This is a genomic window from Haloferax prahovense DSM 18310 (genome assembly GCF_000336815.1).
In the GTDB taxonomy this organism is placed as follows: domain Archaea; phylum Halobacteriota; class Halobacteria; order Halobacteriales; family Haloferacaceae; genus Haloferax; species Haloferax prahovense.
In genome coordinates, this window is record NZ_AOLG01000008.1 from 408,701 (window position 1) to 428,536 (window position 19,836).

A 19,836-nucleotide genomic window follows, 5' to 3' on the forward strand; every position below is an offset into this window, starting at 1 on the left:
GTAATGGGACTTACTTGCCGTCTTCTCGGGCACTCCTACGGAGACCCCGAGACGGAACGGGAGCGAGAGGAACGCGGCGACGAGGTGGTCGTCTCGATTCGGGAGATACAGGTCTGTTCGCGGTGCGGACACGAACAGGTCATGAGCGAGAACAAGGAGGTCACGGCCATCCGAACGCCCGAGGAGGTCGGGATGACGGAGGGCGAAGTCGAGACCGCGGCCGCGGGGTTCGAACCGGCGAACCCGCAGCCCGGCGTCTCCGACAGCGAGGACGCCGCCATCGAGACGGCTCCGGACGCGGAGACGCAGGCCGAGGTCGACGACGCCGCTGCGGACGCCGACGCCGGCGCGGACCCCGCGGCGCAACAGCCGGCCGAGACCGCGAACGCCGCCGACGCCCAGCCCGCAGACGGGCCGGACGCGGCTGACGACGCCGGGAGCGTCGACGCCCCACCGGTGACCGACGACGGCATCATCCTCGACGACGACGAGGAGCAGTCGGCCACCCGCGACCGGACGCAGTGGCCCGACGAGGTCGACGAGGTCGAGACCGACGACCCGACGCCGCCGGCCGACGGCGACGACGCGGAGTTCATCGACGCGGACGCCGAGGCGGGCGTCGGAGCCGACGCCGAAGCGGAGCCCGAACAGGCACAGACCCGCGAACGCGGGGCGTGGCCCGACGCGCCGGGCGACGACGAGGGATGGAACGCTCAGCCCGACGACGGCGAGCCCGTCTCGGTCTCGTTCGGCGGCGGACTGGCCCCGGAGGGCAACAGCTCGCCGAGCCAGCAGTCGAACGGTCAGTACGTCGAGGCGGAGGAAGACGACTTCGTCCGCGCCGACGAGTCGAACGTCGGAAACGAGGCCCCCGACGACGCCGTCGAGTACTACTGTCCGAACTGCGGTCACGCCCGCGGCGCGTCCTCGTCGTCGATGCGGGCCGGCGACATCTGCCCCGAGTGTAAAAAGGGCTACATCGCCGAGCGGGAATCCTGACCGCGGCACGCCCTCGCAGGCGTCGCAGAGTCGCGAAACAGGTAAACCATCCCCTGTCGAAAAGGCGTCCATGAAGGAGTACAAGATGCGTCGTGGGGAGACGCTCGAAGAGCGAATTCCGGACATGAAAGCGACGGTCGAAGACTACTTCGGCCCCATCACGGACACCGAGGAGTTCAAAGGAAGCGACCTCTACGTCGTCGGCGAGCCCAAGAACCCCGTGTTCACCCGCATCGTCGCCGGTGCGGTCAAGTACTGCGGCAAAAAGGACAAGCTCGCGGTCAACTTCGAGGAGGCCGACCCGGCCGACCTCGCTCCCGAAGACCTCGAAGCCGCGGGCGAGGCCGTCAGCGCGAAGAACGACTTCCTCCTCGAGGCGACGGGCCGCGACGCGAAGTCCCGCCGCGACTCGATGAAGCGCGCGGTCGAAGACGACGCGCCCGACGTCTGAGCCGTCCGACGCGGTCTGGTTTTTCTCGCACACTCACCCGCCGAGCGGTGGTGCCGCCAGCGAAACGTACATATTGCTACCGCGTGACACTCCCGCTGTCAGCGACTGCGAAACCGCCGAACACGAATTTTTATTTCGATTCTGAGTAAAAATCCCCGGCACGATTAAGTGACGTCGGGGCGAACGGGCTGGTATGGCTATCGAAACTATCTTGCTCGCGGTCGGCGCGGGCGACGCCGATCGAATCGACAGACTCGCCGAGGAGACAATCGACGTGGCCGGACCGACCGGCGCGACGGTCGTCATCGGACACGTTTTCACGAGAGACGAGTACGACGAGGCGCTCGACAACCTCGATTTCGACATCACGGCCGAGGAGGTCTCTGCGGACGACGTGGCCCGACGACACGCCATCGTCCGAGAGCTCACGCGGCGCTTCGACGACGCGGACATCGACTACGTCGTCCACGGCCGAGTCGGCCGCCACGGCGAGAAGCTCGTCGAACTCGCGGGCGAGGTCGACGCCGACCGCCTCGTCGTCGGCGGTCGAAAGCGCTCGCCGACCGGCAAGGCCGTCTTCGGCAGCGTCGCACAGGAGGTCATGCTCGAATCGCCGTGTCCCGTGACGTTCGTCCGCGCGGACACCAAGTGACGACTCGCGGCGGCACGGTCGCCGGAACGACCGGTTTCGCAGGCAACTACATATCTTAGCGCGCCGTCAGCTCCCGCATGGACCACTCCATCGATTACCGCCCGTCGTTCGCCCTCCTCACCGTCTCGCTCGACGAGGGCGAGTCGCTCCGGTCGGAGGCCGGCGCGATGGTCAGCTACTCCGACGGCATCGACATCGAGACGAACGCGAAAGGCGGCCTCTTCGGGTCGCTCAAACGGAGCGTCCTCGGCGGCGAGTCGTTCTTCCAGAACACGTTCAGCGCGCGGCAGGCGGGCGAGGTATCCTTTGCGCCCCCGCTTCCGGGCGACATCGTCCACCACCGCCTCGAAGACGAGACGCTCTACGTGCAGTCCGGGTCGTACATCGCCTCGGACCCCGCGCTCGACCTCGACACCTCCTTCGGCGGCGCGAAGACTTTCTTCGGGAGCGAGGGGCTGTTCCTGCTCAAACTGACCGGCACCGGCGACAGTTTCCTGTCGAGCTACGGGGCCATCCACGAGGTCGAACTCGGCGAGGGCGAGCGTTACACGGTCGATACCGGCCACATCGTCGCCTTCGACGAGACGACGAGCTTCTCGGTCGAGCGCGTCGGCGGCCTGAAGTCCACGCTGTTCAGCGGCGAGGGGCTCGTCTGTACGTTCACCGGCCCGGGAACCGTCTGGATGCAGTCGCGCAGCATGGAGTCGTTCCTCTCGTGGCTCATCCCCAAACTCCCGACCAACAACTCCGCGTAGGCGGTGGCCGCCGACTTACATCGCGGCGAGTAAATCTACCGAGAATCCCGCTTAGTTAAGTGGAGGGCGCATCGCTATGGGAACGATGGCGTACTACGTGGGCGTCGACCTGGGGGCGACGAACGTCCGTTCCGTGGTGGGCGACGACGATGGAACTATCCTCGGAGAGGCCCGTGACAACACTCCGCGCGGCCCGACCGGAATCGCGATCACCGAGGCGGTCCTCGGCGTCGTCCGCGAGGCGTGTGCCGAGGCGGGTATCGACCCGAGCGACGCGGTCGCGGCCGGCATCGGTGCTATCGGCCCGCTCGACCTGGCCGAGGGCGCGGTCGAGAACCCGGCGAACCTACCGGACACCATCGACCGCATCCCGCTGACCGGTCCCCTCTCGGTGCTCTTGGAGACGGACGAGGTGTACCTGCACAACGACACGAACGCCGGGGTCATCGGCGAGCGGTTCCACTCCGACCGCAACCCCGACGACATGGTGTATCTCACTATCTCCTCGGGTATCGGCGCGGGCGTCTGCGTCGATGGGCACGTCCTCGCCGGGTGGGACGGAAACGCCGGCGAGGTCGGTCACCTGACGCTCGACCCGAACGGCTTCATGACGTGCGGGTGCGGACACAACGGTCACTGGGAGGGCTACTGCTCGGGGAACAACATCCCGAAGTACGCCCGCGAACTCCACGAGGAGGACCCGGTCGACACCGAACTTCCCGTGTCGGACCCCGATTTCTCCGCGGTCGACGTGTTCGAACACGCCGGCGAGGACGAGTTCGCCGACCACATCATCAACCAACTGGGCCACTGGAACGCGATGGGCGTCGCCAACATCGTCCACGCGTACGCGCCGCTCATCATCTACGTCGGCGGCGCGGTCGCGCTCAACAATCCGGACCTCGTGTTAGAGCCCATCCGCGAGCAGATGAGCGAGATGGTCATGTCGAACATCCCCGAGATTCAGCTGACGACGCTCGGCGACGAGGTCGTGGTCGAGGGGGCGTTGGCGAGCGCGATGACCGGCGGAACTGGCGACCGCTCGCGGCTGTGAGGCCGCGAGGATTCGCGGGTTTCGGCGCAGGTGGCACCGGTGACAGGTCTCGACTGTAACGCGGTGCTTAGTTTCCCACCCCGAGTTATCTCGATTGATACTCGGTGGCGCAATGTTATAACCCCGGTCGAGAAACGCGATGGTGTGCACCCGACGACGCCGAGTCGCTCGGCGCGCCGGTCGGCGCGTTCCCGTTCTCGTCGAACCGAACGGTGCACGGGCGTTCCACCGGAAGCCTAGAACGGGACTGGTCGACAACCCCCACCACCATCGTCGACCGACCGACGCCGAGGGGGTATCCACACCCACCCACCCACCCATCCCCATCGGCGTCGCTTCAGTTCTCACGCAACCCAGTGCAGACTGAGCGGTCCCCGCTTTCCCCCGGTCCCCAGGCCTTCCCGCTACCCAAGGACCTCCGTCCGATTTTTCTCCTCGGCACTCTCAGACTCACCGTGGACCGCCGCCAGTTCCTCCGCTCCATCGGCGTGAGCGCGGTCGCCGCCACGACCGTCTCCGTCGCCGGTTCCCGCCCCATCACCGCCCATCCCGGTCCCTTCGAGCCGCTGGGTCGCATCGATATCGACGGCGCGAAAGAGGCCGTGGTCTCCGCCGACGGCCAGACCGTCTTCGTCGCCGCGACCAGCGGCTACGCTGTCGTCGACATCGCCGCGCCCGACCACCCCGAACTCCTCGCCGAGCGCCGCGACCCGCTTTCCGACCGCGAGGACGGTCCCTTCCGCGGCATCTACGACGTGAAGCTCGACGGGGACACGCTCCTCGTCGTCGGCCCGGCCAACCCGATTCCGGGCGCGCCGGCGGGCGTCCTCGTCGTCGACGTGTCCGACCCCGCGACCCCCGAGGAAATCGCGTTCCACGAGACGGAGTTCCCCATTCACAACTGCTTCGCCGCCGACGGGCGGGCGTACCTCACCGCCAACGACGGCGACCGGAACCCGCTGGTCGTTCTCGACACCGACACCGGCGACGAACTCGGCCGCTGGTCGGTCGTCTCCGCGGACGACCGCTGGGCCGACGTACCCGCCTCGGTCCGGTCCGTCCACGACGTGTGGGTCCGCGAGGGCGTCGCGCACGTCGCCCTCTGGGACGCCGGGACGTGGCTCGTCGACCTCTCGGACCCCGCGTCGCCGTCGGTCCTCGGGTCGGTCTCGCCCGGCGACCCCGAGGAGCTGTCGGGGTTGGGTGCCCGCGACCGCCGCCGCGAGGGGCGGACGCCGCCCGGCAACCACCACTACGTCGCCACCGACGACTCCGGCGACCTCCTCGGCGTCGGCATTGAGTCGTGGGCCGTCGAAGTCGAACGCGACGACGGGACGACCGACCTCGTCGGCGGGCCGAGCGGCGTCGAACTCTGGGACGTGTCGGACCCCGCGACCCCGGAACGGCTCTCGACTATCGAGCCGCCGGCCAGTCCGGACCCGACGGTCGGCGGCGTCTGGACCACGGCGCACAACTTCGACTTCCGCGACGACCGGCTCTACACCTCGTGGTACCGCGGCGGCGTCAAACGCCACGACGTGTCGGACCCGACCGACCCCGTCGAACTCGCGTGGTGGCGCGACCCCGAGCGCGCGAGCTTCTGGACCGCGCGGTACGCCTACCCCTTCGCCGACGAGGGCGTGTTCGTCGCGTCGAGTTGGGGCGTCGGCGACGCGTCGCCCGCGCTCTACACGTTCCCCGACCACGCCGGCGACCAGCGCGACCCGCCGACGCTCGGTCCCGAGACGACCACCGAATCGCTCGTCAACACGCCGACGCCGACGCCGACCGAGACGACTGCGCCCGAAGCCGGAGGCGAGTCGTCGGAATCGACATCGACGACCGACGCGCCGGGGTTCGGACTCGGTGTCGGCGCGGCGGCCCTCGGCGTCGCCGGCTGGCTGGCCCGTCGTCACCGGCGGCGCGACTGAGGGCGGCGCGACCGCGGGCGACCGGCTCCGACGCCCGATGCGCCGATTCACTGGCTTCCGTGGTTCCCCCGCCGAATCTATCACGAACGACCGAGACAGCCTTTCTCTCGCCGGCCGGCGCGTTGGGAGAACCGTTTCATTCTAATCCGTGGGGCTCGAAGCGTCGGGGTATGAGCGACGAGTCGGAGAGCCTCAAAGAGCGCGTCGAGACGTGGATGGTCGGCCAGATGCCCATCATCCAGATGCACGGCGGCAACAGCGTCGTGCGCAAGGCCGATGCGGAATCGGGGGAAGTCGTCGTCGAACTCGGGGGCGCGTGCGCCGGGTGCGGCATCTCGAACATCACCGCCCAGAACATCCAGTCGGACCTCATCATGACGTTCGACGAGATTACCGACGTGCAGGTCAAGGTCCCCAGTTCCGGCGACCACGGCAGCAGCACCGTCGAGGGCGGCCGCGGCGGCGAACTGCAGTACGGCGACGAGGGGCCGGGTCACTTCTAACCCACCTTTTTTCACGGGGTCCTCGGCAACTTCGTTGCCTCGAACCCCGCCAAAAAATCTGGACCAAAAAAGGCGGCTACTCCCTCCGGTCGTAGCCGTACGGTTCCCTCCAACACTCGCACCCTGTTCCGCGGTTCTCAGTACGTATTTTCGACGACTCCCGCCACCACGACGTCTGAGTCCTCCCCGGCAACGACGACTGACCGTCTTCCGGAGTTGCGACGCCTACCCCGACAGCGCCGACTCCAGACTCGACGCCACCGACCGCGCCTTCTCGGCCAGTTCCTCGGAGATGTGGCCGGCCTCGACGGCCTCGTCGAGTTCGTCGTCGTCGACCCGCTCGACCGTCCCGTCGGCGTGTTTCACCACGTCCACGTGGAGGTCGACGTACCGAATCTGGTCGGGGAAGCACTCGACGGGCGTGCAGATGTTGACGTAGGTCCCCTTGACACCGCCGTCGGCGTCGCGATACACCGTCGGGTACCACCAGCGCCCCTCGCGGAACTTCGTGACCGCCACGTCCCCGGACTCGCGGTCGACGCCGAGGGCGTCGTAGGTACCGCCGCCGGTCATGCCGCGCCGGAGCTCCACCGTTCCCTCGGCGTCGCGGTCCGTCACCTCGCCGGAGCCGAGCGTGATGAGCCGACCGTCCGGCTTCCCGTGGCCGATTTCCACGTCGTCGCCTTCCAGCGGGCCGAACTGCGCGGTCACCACGTCGAAGGGGAACTCGCCGTCGCCGACCGACTCGCAGAGCGACTCCGCGAGGTCGACGCCGGCGGAGGCCTTCGGCGAGGCGGCCTTCGTCCGGTGGTGGCCGGGCATCGTCGTCTCGACGGCCCGGCGCTGGGCGTCGAGTTCGAACCGGGTCTCGCGGCCGAACCAGACCCACGTCGTCGCGGTGGGAGCCGCGACCGCCCGCGGGGCGTCGACGGGTTCGGAGAGCGCGTCGTCGAGTTCCGCGGCCACCTCGGCGGCCCGGTCGAGCGCGTCGTTCAGGGCGCTCATGTCGGCGTCGACGGCGTCGCGGTGCCAGCGGATTCCCCAGCCCTCGGGCGGGTCACCGCCGAGCAGGTCCGCCATTCCCGCCAGTTCGCGGGCGGCGGCCTCGTCGCGGGTGTCGACGCGGACGCCCTCCGAATCGGGGTCGAGCGTCGCCAGCCCCGCGACGGCGCGGATGTCGCCGGTCAGTTCGGCGCGGCGGGAGGTCCACGGCGGGGCCGACTCGGCGACCTGCACGCGAACCTCGTCGCCGACGTCCACGCGGCCGTCGATGTCGCCGTACGACAGGTAGCCCTCGGTCTCGCCGAGGTCGCAGACCGCGCCGCCGCCGAGGGTGTCGGTCACGCGGGCGTCGAACACCGCGCCGGTCGGCGCGGGGTCGTCCCACGCGAAGGTGTCGATGCCGAGCTCGGTGAGTCGCTCTGTGGCCGTCGCGACCGCCTCGGTCGCGCCGCTCGCGCCGACGCCCTGTCGGTTCCGCGTCGTCTCGACCGACACGTCGTGGTCCGACGAGTCGAACTCGGCGTCGAAGCGCTCCCGAATCGGGCCGGACGCCTGCACCACGTCGTGACCGTCGTCGAGGAAGATGCCCGTGAGCGCGGTGGCGTAGATGCCGCGGACGCGGACTCTCATAGCTCGTCGGCGTCGCGGGCGAAGGTGACGCGAGCGTCGACCGTCGGGCCGAGCGTCAGTTCGATTTTCTCCTCGGTGAGCACGCGGCCGCCCTCGATGGGGACGCCCCACGAGTCGAACTTGAGGTAGCCGCGGAGGTCTGCACCGTGGGTGTAGAGGTCGACGTGGTCGACGGCGTGTTCCTGCACGTCACTCGCGCTGTGGGCCATCTCCATGTCCGAGTAGACCGTGCCGCCGTCGCCGAAGAACGCGGCGATGGCGTCTGCGTCCGATTCGACTGCGTCGCTCACGAGGTCCGACGCGGCCCGGAGATCGTCGGTGTCGAGGCCGACCTCGCGGAGCGCCGCCTGTTCGCGGGGGTCGAAGTGCATACCCGCCCTTCGGAGCGGAGGCATTAACGTCGTACGGTCGGCAGTCGGTCGCTGGGCCGGACGAACGGTCGTCGGCCAGTCGGTCATCGGTTACTCGGTCGCCGGTCACCCGACTATTGACCGTTCGGCCGGTCGGTCGCGGGATGCCGTGGCCGAAGCTATTACCAGATGCGATACCCTTTATCCCACGTGATGGACCAGCAGGACCCAGTCGAGCAGGCGTCCGACGGCTCGGACGACCTCTACGACATCGCCACGTGGGAGGAACGAACCTCGGTTGACGGGCTCGCGGTCGCGCTCTACCGGGTGCTGGTCGCGTCGACCCGCGCGGTGGTCGTCCTCGCCGCGCTGCTCATCCTCGTCGGTATCGGCGGTCTCTCGGCGCTCACGGACCCGCAGGTCGGCGCGCTCACCCTGCTTTCGGCACTTCCGGCGCTCGCGCTCGCGGGCTACGTCTACTACTCCGACGTGACCCAAAACGAGCCGCTATCGATGCTCGTGGTGACGTTCCTCCTCGGCGTCCTCACGGCCACGTTCGCCGCGATTCTCAACTCGCTTCTGAGCAACGTCGGTCAGACTATCGCGGCCGAGTTCCAGCTGTCTATCGGCTTCCTCGGCAGTATCGTGTTCTACTTCCTCGTGGTCGGTCCGGTCGAAGAGACCGTCAAGCTCCTCGCGGTCAGGTTGTACGCCTACTCCCACGACAGTTTCAACGCCGTCATCGACGGCGCGGTCTACGGCGCGATGGCCGGTCTCGGCTTCGCAACCATCGAAAACGCCCTGTACATCACTCGGAACCTCACCTCGTCGGGACTCGATGTCGGGTCCGGCGGCGTCGGTATCATCGCCGCCGGCGGGACGATTACCGCGGTCCGAGCGCTCGCCGGTCCGGGTCACGTCATCTACTCGGCCATCGCCGGCTACTACCTCGGTCTCGCCAAGTTCAACAAGGAACACGCCGGGCCCATCGTCATCAAGGGCCTCATCCTCGCGGCGCTCGTCCACGCGACGTACAACTCGACGGTCGGCCTCGGCTCGTCCGTCATCGCGGGGATAACCGGCATCGGCGGTCTCGCGGCCTTCCTCGTCTACGTCATCATCTACGACGGCATCTTCGGGCTCTACCTCATCGGGAAGCTCCGCAGCTACAGTCAGGCCTACCACAGCGCTCACGCGCCCGGGCCGAGCGCGGCGTCGTTCGCGTCGGAGCAGACCGAGTTCGAGGACTGAGTCGGCGACGGCGCGGGAACGTACGAAACGAAAGAACCGGCCGCCCTACTCGGCGACCAACCGCTCGGCGTAGCCGTCGAGCATCGACTCGACGTACTTCGCCACCACATCGACCTCGACGTGAATCGGGTCGCCGACCTCCTTTTCGGAGAGCGTCGTCAGGTCGTAGGTCGTCGGGATGATGGCCACGGCGAAGGAGTCCTCGCGGCGGTCGGCCACGGTGAGGCTGATGCCGTCGAGACACACCGAGCCCTTCTGGACGACGTAGCTTGCCAGCGGCTCTGGGAGGTCGAACTCGAAGAACCAGTCGTCGCCGACGCGCTCGACGTTCGTGACCGTCGTCGTGCCGTCGACGTGGCCCTGGACGATGTGGCCGTCGAAGCGGTCGTCGGCCGCGAGGGCGCGTTCGAGATTGACGCGGTCGCCCTCGCCCACGTCGCCGAGGTAGGTCTTCTCGACGGTCTCCGCCGCGAGGAACACCTCGAACCAGTCGTCGCCGAACGCCTCGACGGTCAGACAGACGCCCGAGACCGCGATTGACTGGCCGTGGTGGAGGTCGTCGAACGCGAGATCGGTGCGGATGCGGAGGCGGCGACCGCCGTCGGTGTCGGCCACGTCGACGATTTCGCCCGGCCCCTCCACGATTCCCGTGAACATACCCGCGGCTTCGGACGGGTGAACTTAATGCCTATCGTTTCCGTTCTCTATCACGTTTCTGTGACACTCTCGCCCATACAATTTTACGCTCGTCGTCCGGAGAGTCGGTATGGACGTTCTGGCCCGACTGCGGAGCAGTTTCGTCACCGGTCTCATTCTCGTCACCCCGCTGGCCGTGACCGTGTTCGTCCTCCAGTTCGCGTTCAATCGAATCACTGCCGCGCTCCGTCCGGTCGTCCGTCAGGTGTCGCCATTCCTCGCCGAGGCGCTCAACTACTCCGGCGACATCGTCTTCATCTCGCAGGTGCTGTCGGCGCTCATCATCGCGGTGGCCGTCTCACTTCTCGGCTACCTCGCGTCGATGAGTCTCGGACAGCGGCTCTTCGGGAGCTTCGAGCGCGGTGTTCGGCTCCTCCCGCTCGTCCGCACCATCTACTTCGGCGTCCGGCAGGTCTCCGAATCGCTCACGGAACCGACCGCCGGCTACGACCGCGTGGTGTTGGTCGAGTACCCGCGCGAGGGGCTGTTCTCCATCGGCTTCGTCACCAACGAGGCTCCCCCGTCGGTCTCGGCGGTGTCCGACGACGAACTCTTTACCGTGTTCGTCCCGCACAGCCCGAACCCGACCGCCGGGGCGCTCATCATGGTCTCGCCCGACGAGATTCGCGAACTCGACATGCCGGTCCGCCGGGGTCTCCGACTGCTCGTCACCACGGGCCTGAGCGTCGACGACCCCGAGACGCTCCCGTCGGGTCCCGCGGGCTACGACCCGTCGAACGGTGACGGCGTCCGCGACGGCGTCCGGTCGGAGTCGGAGCAGCGACGGAACGCGGGCGAGACGCAAAAGCGAGCCGAGTGAGTCGCCGCGGCGGCCTCACAGTCCCCAGATGAGGACGATTCCGGCAGTCGTGACGACCGTGAGTAACAGTTGGAGCGGCGCGCCGACGCGGAGGTAGTCGGTAAAGCGGTAGCCGCCGGGGCCGTACACCATCAGGTTCGTCTGGTAGCCGATGGGCGTCATGAACGCCGTGCTTCCGCCGAAGGTGACCGCGATGGCGAAGCCGAAGGGGTCGGCGCCGAGGCCGAACGCGGTGTCGACGGCGACCGGCAACAGGAGGACGACGCTCGCGACCGGCGTGATGACGTTCGCCAACAGGCCCGTGAGCAGGTAGAACGCGGCGAGCACGACGATGACGGGGAGGTAGGTCGCCGCGACGCCAACGTACTCCGAGAGCAGCGTGACGCCGCCGGTCAGTTGGAGCGCCCGACCGAGCGGGATGACGCCCGCGAGCAGGAAGATGACGTTCCAGCTCACCGCGTCGTAGGCGTCGCTCGCCGACAGACAGCCGAGCGAGACCATCGCGGCGACCCCGCCGAGCGCGGCGATGGCGATGGGGACGACGCCGATCGCGGCCAGTCCGATGACCGCCGCGACGACGGCGAACGCGCGGAGCGCCGTGGGTGACGGTTCGCCGTTGTCCTCGATGAGTTCGTCGGCGACCTCGCTCGTCACGACGAAGTCGCCGCTGTCCCGGAGGTACCGCGCCGTCTCGTTCGTCGTCTGGAGGAGCAGCGAGTCGCCGACCTGGAGGTCCACGTCTCGGAAGTGCTCGCGGATGAGGTCGCCGCCGCGCCGCCGGACCGCGAGCACGGCCGCGTCGTACCGCTCGCGGAGCTGCGCCCCGCCGATGGTCTCGCCGACGAGTCCGGACTCGCGGGGGACGACGAGTTCGACGAGCGCCACGCGGTCGGGGCGGTCGAGTTCGGCGTCGGTGACCGACGCGCGCGGGAGGAACCGCAGGTCCGCGAGGTCGCAGAAGCGCCGAATCGTCGCCGGGTCGCCCCGGATGGTCAGGATGTCCCGCGACTCGACCTCGCGGTCGGAGTCGGCGGCGATGAAGTGCTCGCCGCCGCGGAGCACGTCGAGGATGTCGACGTTGAGGTCGCGGTAGGTGTCGTCGGAAACCTCGCCCGCCGGGATGCCGACGAGCGGCGACCGCGCGGGGACGAGCACGCGGGCGAGAAACGGCTCGACGCCGTAGTTGCCGGTTCGGTTCCCGGGCTCGATTCGCTCGGGCAGGAGCCGCGGCGCGACCGTCAGCAGGTAGCCCGCGCCGACGACGAACACCACCGCGCCGAGGGGGGTGAACGTGAACATCGAAAACGGCGGCAACCCGGTCGCCTCGGCGTAGGCCTCGCTGGCGACGAGGTTCGTCGCCGTCCCGACGAGCGTGAGCGTGCCGCCGAGCATCGAGGCGTAGGAAAGCGGGATGAGGAGCTTCGACGGCGAGATGTTCGCCTGGTCGGCGAGGTCCGAAACCATCGGGACGAACACGGCCACGACCGGCGTGTTGTTGACGACGCCCGCGATGGGACCCGTGAGCCCGACGACCGCGGCGAGCAGTCGGCCCTCGCTCCCGTTCGTAAAGGAGGCGACCGCGTCGCCGAGGACGCGAATCGCGCCGGTCTGTCGAATCCCCTCGCTGAGGGCGTACATCGAGAGGATGGTGATGGTCGCGGCGCTCGAAAACCCCGACAGCCCCGTCTGGAGGTCGACCCCGGTCCACGGTTCGAGCACGACGAGCGCGACGATGACGCCGATTGCCGTCACGTCCGGCGGGGCCGCCTCCGTCACGAAAAGCGCCATCGTGACGACGACGAGACCGAAGACGACGAGCATCCCGGACGTGATGGCGACCATGCGGGCAGTCGATTCGGAGGCGGCTTAATGCTACCCCGCGAGAGTGTCGGCCGCAGCGACGGGTCGTTTGGCTCCGACCGTCGCCCGACGCCCCCGTTCGCTGCCGGTCGCGACGCTTTTAGTTGCCCGCGGAGTACCCTCGGGCGATGCGACTCGGAATCTTGGAGATGGTCGGTCTCGCGGCGACCCTCATCTTCGCCATCCCCGTCGGCGGCTTCGGACTCACGCTCCTCGCCGACGGCCAGACCGTCTTCGGCGGCGCGATGCTCCTTCTCGCGGTGCTGATGGTCGCGCTCCCGAAGTTCCTCACCATGCCGCAGGACATCCCCTCGCTCGCGGCCGAGAAAGTCATCGGCGGCGTGGCAAAAGACCCGGACGAAGAGGAGTAACTACCAGCGACTCGGGTCGAGACCGGTCGGCGCGTCGCCGAGCAGTCGCGGCCCGTCTTCGCCGACGACCAGCACGTCCGTCAGTTCGACTCGCCCGTGGTCCGGGTGCGTGACCGCGGACCGGACCCGCAGGACGTTGCCGGCGACGAGCTCTCTGTCGCCGTCGAGCGGCGGGTCCTCGCGGGCCGCGAGTCCGATGCCGCCGCCCACGTCTCTCGTCACCTCGTCGGCCATCGAGAAGCCGAACGCGGCGGTCTCCGCGCGGAGTTCGCTCCCGAGGAAGCCGGCGTCGTCGCCGGGGTCGGCCTCGACCAGACTGACCTTTCTGGCGGCGTCGCAGGCGACGTGCGCCCGGCGCTCCCACCCGCCGTCGGGGTCGACGACGAACGTTCGGGCCAGCGCGCCGCGGTAGCCCGTCGGGCCGCGCGGGCCGACCGAGACGACTATCGGCTCGCCCGGTCGGAGTTCCACCGGTTCGTTCCCGCCGCCTCGGGTTCCCGCCCGGACCGTCGTCGCGCCCGTGTAATCGACGCCCTCGGCCGCGAGCGTCGCGTTCACCTGTCGGCGGAGTCGCTCGCTCGACAGCGGCGCATCGTCCCAAGAGAGGACGGCTTCGCCATCGTCGCCGCGGTCGTTGCCCACGGAGCCGCCGTCGCGGTCGTCGGCCGCTTCGACCGTCGCCGCCGACAGTATCGCGGCCGCGCGACCGACGCCGCGGGTCGCCGCGCGCTGGGCGGCCTCGATGGCGTCGCGCTCGGCGTCGTCTTTCACCGCACGGGCGTCTTCGACCGCCGCGGTCGACGCGAGGTCGTAGCCCGCCGCTTCGAGGTGGAGCGCGGCGTCGTGCGGAATCGTCCGGGGTGCGAGGACGGTCCCTTCGGAAGCGGCGTGTTCCGCGAGGACGGCCGCGGCGGCCCTCCCTGGGAGCCTGTCGTCGACGCGGACCGAGGCGACCGGGAGCGACGGCGGTTCGACGGTCGAGGGGACTCGGAGATGCGTCTCGCCGTCGACGCGGACGAACACGAGGTCGCAGTCGAAGGCCCGACCCGTGAGGTAGCGACTCGTCGGGTCGGGGGCGCGGCAGACGGCGACGAAGCCGACGGTGTCTCGCTCGTCGACGGCAGCGTCGATGGCGTCGCCGCCGCGAGGTCTCCCTCGCACGGGACGTTACGCCTCGGGTTCGGGCGCGGGCGGTTCCTGCGCGTCGTCGACGAGCTCCTGTGCGGGGTCCTCGCGAATCTCGTTGTGGAGGAGGACGCTGATGGGGAGCGTCGGCGCGCCGGTGACGAGGTTTTCGAGGACGATGAGGCGCTCTCGGGCGCGGGACATCCCGACGTAGAAGACGCGGCGCTCGTTGTCGGTGATGAGCGGGACGGGGCTCGTCGTCGCGGTGAACTCCTCGATACCGCGGGCTTCGAGCTCCTCGTCGGAGACGGAGGCGGCCATCTGCTCGACGACCTTCTCGGTCAGGTCGGTCGCCATGAACACGTGGTCGGCCTCGCGACCCTTCGCGGAGTGGATGGTGCCGACGCGGACGCGGCTGGGGTCCATCCCCTCGTAGTCGCCGCCGAAGTACGCGTTGACGGACTTGCGCTGGAAGCTCGTCACCTTGCGCACCATGTCGCTTGCGGACGCGCTGTCGGGGGCGAACGGCGCGAAGTTCTTGATCTCCTTCGGCGTGAACTCGATGTTCGTGATGTCGTCGACGCCGGCTTCCTCCTGTCTGTCGTCGATGGCGTCGAAGAGGTCGTCGCGGTCGTTGGTGCCGAACGCGGAGTCCTGAAGCATGTCGGCGAGCCGGCGGGCCTCCAGCCCGTCGACGGGCTCTTCGGCCTCCAGCGCCTCGACCGCGCGGACGTACTGCGTGAGCCGGTCGGTCCACATGCGCTGGTCGGTCAGCGTCGAGAAGGGGATGCCCGACGGTAGGAACTCGTCGATGAACTGGAACATCTGGTAGCGCGCGCGGAACAGCACCATCACGGTGCCCTCGTCTTTCTCGACGGTGTAGCGGACGTTCCGGGCGAGTTCGAGCATCGACGGGCTCTCGACGGCCTCGACCGCGCCGCCTTCCTTGCGGGGCTTGAGGTCTTTTTCCTGTCGCTTGTCGATGTGGCGAATCTCCCGGTTGACGACGTTGAGGACGTTCGACGGGAGGCGGTAGGAGTTCGGGAGAATCTCGTCGTTGTCGCGTTCGGCGTCGAGAAGCAGGTTCGGGTCCGCACCCTGCCACGCGTAGACGACCTGGTCGTCGTCGCCGGCGATGAGGACGCCCCGCATGTGGGGCTTCCACTCCTCGTACACGTCGTACTGGAGGGTCGTGATGTCCTGGAACTCGTCGATGACGAGGTAGTCGACGTTGGGGACGAGCGCGCGCTGCTTGACGCGTTCGAGCATGTCAGCGAATCCGACCAGCCCGTTTTCGCCCTTGTAGGCGCGCCACGCGCGGATGGCCTCGGGGATGTCGATGCGGTCGTCGTCGGAGGGCCACGTCGGCGTGTACTTGTTTCCTTCCTGCGCGTTCGGGTCGACCTCAGGCGGGAGGCGGACCTCTTCGACGTTCCACTGGAACGGCACGTCGTACCAGTCGGAGACGTCGCGGCGGGTGCGCTGGAGCCACTGGCTCGTGGCGATGACCTTGTTCCCGATGGTGGTCGAGCGGGCGGTCCGACGGCCCGCGCCGCCGTACTCGTCTTCGAACTCGACGCCGTACTCCTCGCAGAACTCCTGTTTGTCGTTCTCGCCGACCACGTCGTTCCGCGAGAGGCTCAAGAGTTCGTACGCCTTCGCGTGCATCGTCGAGACGTTCCCCTTCAGCGACCGCGGGTTGATGTCGAGTCGCTCCGCGAGCCGGTCGCGGACCTCGGCCGCCGCGGCTCGGGTGTAAGAGACAACGAGAATGTCGCGGATGGTGACGCCGTCTTGTTCGAGAATCTCCTCGACCTTGTCGAGCAAGGCCGTGGTCTTCCCGCTTCCCGGGCCGCCGAACAGCCGGGTGACGGTCACGTCGGATTCGCTCATTGTGCACGTTCACGGCCTTATCGGTGATAAGCGACGTGCTTCTGACGAGGGCGAACGCGCCCGGAGCAGTCGTACTCGCCGGGCGTTCGCGGACGGCTCACCGAACGGGTGAGAAACCGTCGAGAACAGGTGCTTGTGGCTTGGTCAGTTCGGACGCGTCAGGCCTCCGGCACCCACCCGCAGACGGAGCAGGTCGCCGCGCCCATGTCGTGCAGAGCCCCGCAGTCGGGACACTGCAGCTTGTTATAGGATCGGTCCCAGCGTACCGGTTCTGTCTCGTGACCGCGGTCGGTCAAGAACTGGTCGAACAAGTCGTCACTGGGTGCTGAGGCCATACGTGGTATGATATGGCATACCCCTATTTAGTTCCTGCGACGACTCCGAAGCGTCGAAAATCGGGGGACTGCGGCGGACTGTCAGTCTCGCCTACAGGTCGTACAGCGACCCGTACTTCGACTCCACGTAGTCGAGGAACGCGTCGGCGGCGAAATCTTCACCGGTGGCCCGTTTCACGAGGTCGTTGGTCTCGTAGCGGCGGCCGTGCTGGTGGACGTTCTCGCGGAGCCACTCGCGGAGGTCGCCGAACTCGCCGTCGGCCAGTTTCCCGTCGAGGTCGTCGATGTCCTCCTCGGCGGCCGAAAACAGCTGGGCGGCCATGATGGAGCCGAGCGAGTAGGTCGGGAAGTAGCCGAAGTTCCCGTACGCCCAGTGGATGTCCTGCAGACAGCCCTCGGAATCGGTGTCCGGGCGGATGCCGAGGTACTCCTCGTACTTGTCGTTCCACGCCTCCGGCACGTCCTCGACGGCGAGGTCGCCGGCGATGAGTTCGCGTTCGAGTTCGAACCGGATGACGATGTGCAGGTGGTAGGTCAGTTCGTCCGCCTCGACGCGGATGAGGTTGTCGTCGTACACCTGATTGGCGGCCTCGTAGGCCTCCTCGACCGTCGCGTCGACCTCCGGGAACCGGTCTTCGAGCGTGGGCAGGAAGTGCCGCCAGAAGGCCCGCGAGCGCCCGACGTGGTTCTCCCAGAGCCGCGACTGCGACTCGTGGACTGAGAGGTTGCGGTTCTCACCGAGCGGCGTCGCGTAGTGTTCGTCCGGCAGGCCGAGCGTGTACAGCGCGTGGCCGAACTCGTGGACGGTCGAGAACAGCGACCCGAGCACGTCGGACTCGTCGTAGCGGGTCGTCACGCGGGCGTCGAACTGCGTCCCCGACGAGAACGGGTGCGGGGCGGTGTCGAGGCGGCCGCGCTCCCACGGGTAGCCGAGCGTCGAGAGCGCGTCGCGGACGAGCGTCTCCTGGTCTTCCTCGGGGAACTCGCCCTCGAAGGCGTCCACCGCGAGGTCGACGTCGGACTCGCGGATGTCCTCTATCATCGGGACGAGCACCTCGCGCACCTCGGCGAGAATCTCCTCGGCCTGTTCGAGGGGCAGACACGGCTCGTAGTCCTCGAACAGCACCTCGTAGGGGTCGCGGTCGGGGTCGATGTGCTCGGCGTACTGCCGCTTCAGTTCGACGTGCTTCTCCAGATGCGGCGCGAACGTCTCGAAGTCGTCTTCGGCCTTCGCCTGCTTCCACGCCGGGATGGCCTCCGAGGACGCCGCGGAAATCTTCTCGACGAGGTCGTTCGGCACGCGGGCCGCCCGCTCGTAGTCGCGGCGGAGTTCGCGCAGCACGTCGGCCTGCTCGTCGGTCGGGTCGTCGGCCTCGGCCGAGTCGAGGAGTTCTCCGAACTCGTCGTCGGTCAGGAGTTCGTGGCTCAGCGCCGACAGCGCCGACATCTGCTGGGAGCGCGCGGGCGTCCCCTCGTCGGGCATCATGACCTGCTGGTCCCACGAGAGGATGCCGCCGGCGTTCTCGACGTTGGCGATTCGCTTGTACTTCTGGAGAAGCTGGTCGTACGCCGACTCCGAGTCGGACTCTGCGGAGGATTGCGCCATAGTACGAATGGTGGTCTCGGAGGCGTATTAAATCGCAGGAGCCGGTTATCCGTGGTGGGCTTTTGATACGCGGTTGTCGCTTGTCGCTCCGTCCCCGAGGATACCGGAATCGCCCCCGCCGCCGTAACAGCCGCGGTCGATACCACCGCGAAAGCCCCCGCGAGCGACGACTCCCGCGGCGACGCGCGCTCCTCGGCCTCCGGCCTGCGGTGCTCACGCCGCCGGGGTTCGCCCTCGCTCGCGGCCCCTTTCAGTCCCGCCCGGTGGTTTGTCGGGAGTCGTCGCGGGTGGTGTGTTCAGGCGTCGTCGCGGGGGGTTTTGACCGCTCTCACCAGTCTTCCACGAGGCCACGGTACGTCTCGTAACACCGCGCCAGCACGTCGAGCGACACGCTCTCGTTTTTCGTGTGCGCCTCGCCCGGCTCCGAGGGGCCGTAGACGACGCAGGTCGTCCCGGCCTGCGCCAGCCATCCGGCGTCGGTCGCGTGGGGCTTCGTCGTCTGCTCCGGCTCCGCGTCGCTGCGGGCCTCGTGAACCGACCGGGCGGCGTCGAGGACGCGCTCGGCGAAGTCGGCGTCGTCGCACGCCATCGGCGGGAGGTCCTGTTCGACGACCCACTCGACGCCCTCGAGTTCCGCCGTCCGCGCGAGGTCGGCGAAGCCGCCGGGGACGGTCCGCTCGTCGATGGTCACTTCACAGCGGTCCGGGATGACGTTCCACGCGCTCCCGCCGTCGATTTCGGTGACGGCGATGCTCCCCGAGACGGGGTGGCCGAGGACCTCGGCGTCCGGCACCGAGAGGTCGCGGACCACGTCCACGGCGTCGGTCGCGCGGTAGACGGCGTTCTCGCCGCGCTCGGGTTCGCTGGCGTGGCAGGCGGTCCCCGACGCGACGAGGGTGCTCGCCCGGCGGCCGCGGTGGGCGACCACCACGTCGGTCCGGTCGGGACCGGTGTAGTTCGTCGACCCCTCGGCGACGACGGCGTAGTCGAGTTCGAAGCCGTCGTCGAGGGCGGCGCGGACGCCTTCCCCGCCGATTTCCTCGCCGACGAACGAGGCGAAGACGACCTCAGAATCGACCTCGGCGGTGGCGTCGCGGAAGGCGAGCATCGAGGCCGCGACGGCCCCTTTCATGTCCGCCGAGCCGCGGCCGTAGAGTCGGCCGTCGCGGGTCTCGACCACGTAGTCGCCGTCGTCCGTCGTCTGTCGGTCGGCCGGCGGGACCACGTCGTGGTGGCCGACGAGCGCGAGCGATTCGCCGACGCCGGGGTTGACGCGGGCGACGACGTTCCCCGCGTCGTCTCTGGTCACGTCGGCGTCGGTCTCCTCGCGGAGCCACGATTCGATGCGGTCGCCGACGGCGGTCTCGTCTTCGTGGCTCGGCACCGACACGAGGGCCGCCGTGAGGTCGCGGAGTTCGTCCATGCGGGCCCGTCGAGGGGTCGCTCCAAAAGCGTGTGGCGTCCGGCAGTCCGCGCGTGGGCCCGCCGCAGCCGAGGACGACTGTCGCCACGCGGCACCCGCCGTTATCAATATTCGAGAATGCACGGCCCG

Annotated in this window: 19 protein-coding genes; 10 read left to right on the top strand and 9 right to left on the bottom strand. The window is 68.5% G+C overall.

Annotation, left to right across the window (positions count from 1 at the left end; translation table 11 throughout):
- The first annotated feature begins 3 nt into the window (after positions 1 to 3).
- From C457_RS02165 to C457_RS02195, 7 genes are all read left to right on the top strand, one after another.
- Entirely contained in the window at positions 4 to 999 is a 996-nt protein-coding gene (locus C457_RS02165; RefSeq protein WP_008091546.1) for a DUF7093 family protein, read from the top strand.
- A 70-nt stretch (positions 1,000 to 1,069) separates the two neighbouring features.
- Positions 1,070 to 1,450, top strand: coding sequence for a DUF5611 family protein (locus C457_RS02170; RefSeq protein WP_008091548.1), 381 nt, complete (start codon positions 1,070 to 1,072; stop codon positions 1,448 to 1,450).
- Positions 1,451 to 1,643: 193 nt separating this feature from the next.
- Positions 1,644 to 2,102 carry a universal stress protein gene (locus C457_RS02175; protein ID WP_008091550.1) on the top strand — a complete coding sequence of 153 codons (459 nt, stop codon included), beginning with the start codon at positions 1,644 to 1,646 and terminating at the stop codon, positions 2,100 to 2,102.
- 77 nt (positions 2,103 to 2,179) lie between these two features.
- Positions 2,180 to 2,857, top strand: coding sequence for a TIGR00266 family protein (locus C457_RS02180; protein WP_008091554.1), 678 nt, complete (start codon positions 2,180 to 2,182; stop codon positions 2,855 to 2,857).
- A gap of 85 nt (positions 2,858 to 2,942) precedes the next feature.
- Positions 2,943 to 3,911 carry an ROK family protein gene (locus C457_RS02185; protein WP_008091555.1) on the top strand — a complete coding sequence of 323 codons (969 nt, stop codon included), beginning with the start codon at positions 2,943 to 2,945 and terminating at the stop codon, positions 3,909 to 3,911.
- A 455-nt stretch (positions 3,912 to 4,366) separates the two neighbouring features.
- Positions 4,367 to 5,842 carry an LVIVD repeat-containing protein gene (locus tag C457_RS02190; RefSeq protein WP_008091558.1) on the top strand — a complete coding sequence of 492 codons (1,476 nt, stop codon included), beginning with the start codon at positions 4,367 to 4,369 and terminating at the stop codon, positions 5,840 to 5,842.
- Between the two features lie 170 nt (positions 5,843 to 6,012).
- Positions 6,013 to 6,345, top strand: a complete 333-nt coding sequence (locus C457_RS02195; RefSeq protein WP_004058105.1) for a NifU family protein — start codon at positions 6,013 to 6,015, stop codon at positions 6,343 to 6,345.
- A 225-nt stretch (positions 6,346 to 6,570) separates the two neighbouring features.
- On the opposite strand, the gene C457_RS02200 is transcribed toward C457_RS02195, so the two are convergent.
- Together C457_RS02200 and C457_RS02205 are read right to left on the bottom strand one after the other, a co-directional pair.
- Positions 6,571 to 7,977: a DUF402 domain-containing protein gene (locus C457_RS02200; protein ID WP_008091565.1), complete on the bottom strand. Its 1,407-nt coding sequence runs from the start codon at positions 7,975 to 7,977 to the stop codon at positions 6,571 to 6,573.
- A complete protein-coding gene (locus C457_RS02205) occupies positions 7,974 to 8,348 on the bottom strand; it encodes a DUF7532 family protein (protein WP_008091567.1) in 375 nt (124 codons plus the stop codon). The genes C457_RS02200 and C457_RS02205 overlap by 4 nt, the downstream gene beginning before the upstream one ends.
- 192 nt (positions 8,349 to 8,540) lie before the next feature.
- On the opposite strand from C457_RS02205, the gene C457_RS02210 reads away from it, so the two are divergent.
- Positions 8,541 to 9,578, top strand: coding sequence for a PrsW family intramembrane metalloprotease (locus C457_RS02210; RefSeq protein WP_008091568.1), 1,038 nt, complete (start codon positions 8,541 to 8,543; stop codon positions 9,576 to 9,578).
- A gap of 45 nt (positions 9,579 to 9,623) precedes the next feature.
- Here C457_RS02210 and C457_RS02215 read toward each other — a convergent pair whose 3' ends face one another.
- Positions 9,624 to 10,235, bottom strand: coding sequence for a riboflavin synthase (locus tag C457_RS02215; protein ID WP_008091570.1), 612 nt, complete (start codon positions 10,233 to 10,235; stop codon positions 9,624 to 9,626).
- A gap of 109 nt (positions 10,236 to 10,344) precedes the next feature.
- Here C457_RS02215 and C457_RS02220 point away from each other — a divergent pair, with 109 nt between their 5' ends.
- Positions 10,345 to 11,094 (top strand): DUF502 domain-containing protein, encoded by a 750-nt coding sequence (locus C457_RS02220; RefSeq protein ID WP_008091573.1) that lies wholly within the window; start codon positions 10,345 to 10,347, stop codon positions 11,092 to 11,094.
- 15 nt (positions 11,095 to 11,109) lie between these two features.
- On the opposite strand, the gene C457_RS02225 is transcribed toward C457_RS02220, so the two are convergent.
- Entirely contained in the window at positions 11,110 to 12,936 is a 1,827-nt protein-coding gene (locus tag C457_RS02225; RefSeq protein WP_008091575.1) for an SLC13 family permease, read from the bottom strand.
- A 146-nt stretch (positions 12,937 to 13,082) separates the two neighbouring features.
- Between C457_RS02225 and C457_RS02230 the strand changes: the two genes are divergently transcribed.
- Entirely contained in the window at positions 13,083 to 13,325 is a 243-nt protein-coding gene (locus C457_RS02230) for a DUF7533 family protein (RefSeq protein ID WP_008091577.1), read from the top strand.
- Here C457_RS02230 and C457_RS02235 read toward each other — a convergent pair whose 3' ends face one another.
- The 5 genes from C457_RS02235 to C457_RS02250 form a co-directional block, all read right to left on the bottom strand.
- Positions 13,326 to 14,486 (bottom strand): M24 family metallopeptidase, encoded by a 1,161-nt coding sequence (locus C457_RS02235; protein ID WP_008091579.1) that lies wholly within the window; start codon positions 14,484 to 14,486, stop codon positions 13,326 to 13,328. It lies immediately after the preceding gene.
- Positions 14,487 to 14,492: 6 nt separating this feature from the next.
- Complete coding sequence (locus C457_RS02240; protein ID WP_008091581.1) at positions 14,493 to 16,343, bottom strand: UvrD-helicase domain-containing protein; 1,851 nt, start codon at positions 16,341 to 16,343, stop codon at positions 14,493 to 14,495.
- Positions 16,344 to 16,501: 158 nt separating this feature from the next.
- Positions 16,502 to 16,678, bottom strand: coding sequence for an HVO_0416 family zinc finger protein (locus C457_RS21085; protein WP_004973500.1), 177 nt, complete (start codon positions 16,676 to 16,678; stop codon positions 16,502 to 16,504).
- Positions 16,679 to 16,769: 91 nt separating this feature from the next.
- A complete protein-coding gene (locus C457_RS02245) occupies positions 16,770 to 18,284 on the bottom strand; it encodes a carboxypeptidase M32 (RefSeq protein WP_008091584.1) in 1,515 nt (504 codons plus the stop codon).
- Between the two features lie 328 nt (positions 18,285 to 18,612).
- The gene (locus C457_RS02250) at positions 18,613 to 19,707 is read right to left on the bottom strand and encodes a M20 family metallopeptidase (protein WP_008091586.1); all 1,095 of its coding nucleotides are present in this window, start codon (positions 19,705 to 19,707) and stop codon (positions 18,613 to 18,615) included.
- Positions 19,708 to 19,836: the final 129 nt, after the last annotated feature.

Coding starts and splice junctions, on each gene's coding strand:
- C457_RS02245 (WP_008091584.1), bottom strand. CDS start 18,284: ATGGCGCAATCCTCCGCAGAGTCCGACTCGGAGTCGGCGTACGACCAG.
- C457_RS02175 (WP_008091550.1), top strand. CDS start 1,644: ATGGCTATCGAAACTATCTTGCTCGCGGTCGGCGCGGGCGACGCCGAT.
- C457_RS02240 (WP_008091581.1), bottom strand. CDS start 16,343: ATGAGCGAATCCGACGTGACCGTCACCCGGCTGTTCGGCGGCCCGGGA.
- C457_RS02215 (WP_008091570.1), bottom strand. CDS start 10,235: ATGTTCACGGGAATCGTGGAGGGGCCGGGCGAAATCGTCGACGTGGCC.
- C457_RS02195 (WP_004058105.1), top strand. CDS start 6,013: ATGAGCGACGAGTCGGAGAGCCTCAAAGAGCGCGTCGAGACGTGGATG.
- C457_RS02225 (WP_008091575.1), bottom strand. CDS start 12,936: ATGGTCGCCATCACGTCCGGGATGCTCGTCGTCTTCGGTCTCGTCGTC.
- C457_RS02210 (WP_008091568.1), top strand. CDS start 8,541: ATGGACCAGCAGGACCCAGTCGAGCAGGCGTCCGACGGCTCGGACGAC.
- C457_RS02220 (WP_008091573.1), top strand. CDS start 10,345: ATGGACGTTCTGGCCCGACTGCGGAGCAGTTTCGTCACCGGTCTCATT.
- C457_RS02230 (WP_008091577.1), top strand. CDS start 13,083: ATGCGACTCGGAATCTTGGAGATGGTCGGTCTCGCGGCGACCCTCATC.
- C457_RS02180 (WP_008091554.1), top strand. CDS start 2,180: ATGGACCACTCCATCGATTACCGCCCGTCGTTCGCCCTCCTCACCGTC.
- C457_RS02250 (WP_008091586.1), bottom strand. CDS start 19,707: ATGGACGAACTCCGCGACCTCACGGCGGCCCTCGTGTCGGTGCCGAGC.
- C457_RS02185 (WP_008091555.1), top strand. CDS start 2,943: ATGGCGTACTACGTGGGCGTCGACCTGGGGGCGACGAACGTCCGTTCC.
- C457_RS21085 (WP_004973500.1), bottom strand. CDS start 16,678: ATGGCCTCAGCACCCAGTGACGACTTGTTCGACCAGTTCTTGACCGAC.
- C457_RS02170 (WP_008091548.1), top strand. CDS start 1,070: ATGAAGGAGTACAAGATGCGTCGTGGGGAGACGCTCGAAGAGCGAATT.
- C457_RS02165 (WP_008091546.1), top strand. CDS start 4: ATGGGACTTACTTGCCGTCTTCTCGGGCACTCCTACGGAGACCCCGAG.
- C457_RS02200 (WP_008091565.1), bottom strand. CDS start 7,977: ATGAGAGTCCGCGTCCGCGGCATCTACGCCACCGCGCTCACGGGCATC.
- C457_RS02205 (WP_008091567.1), bottom strand. CDS start 8,348: ATGCACTTCGACCCCCGCGAACAGGCGGCGCTCCGCGAGGTCGGCCTC.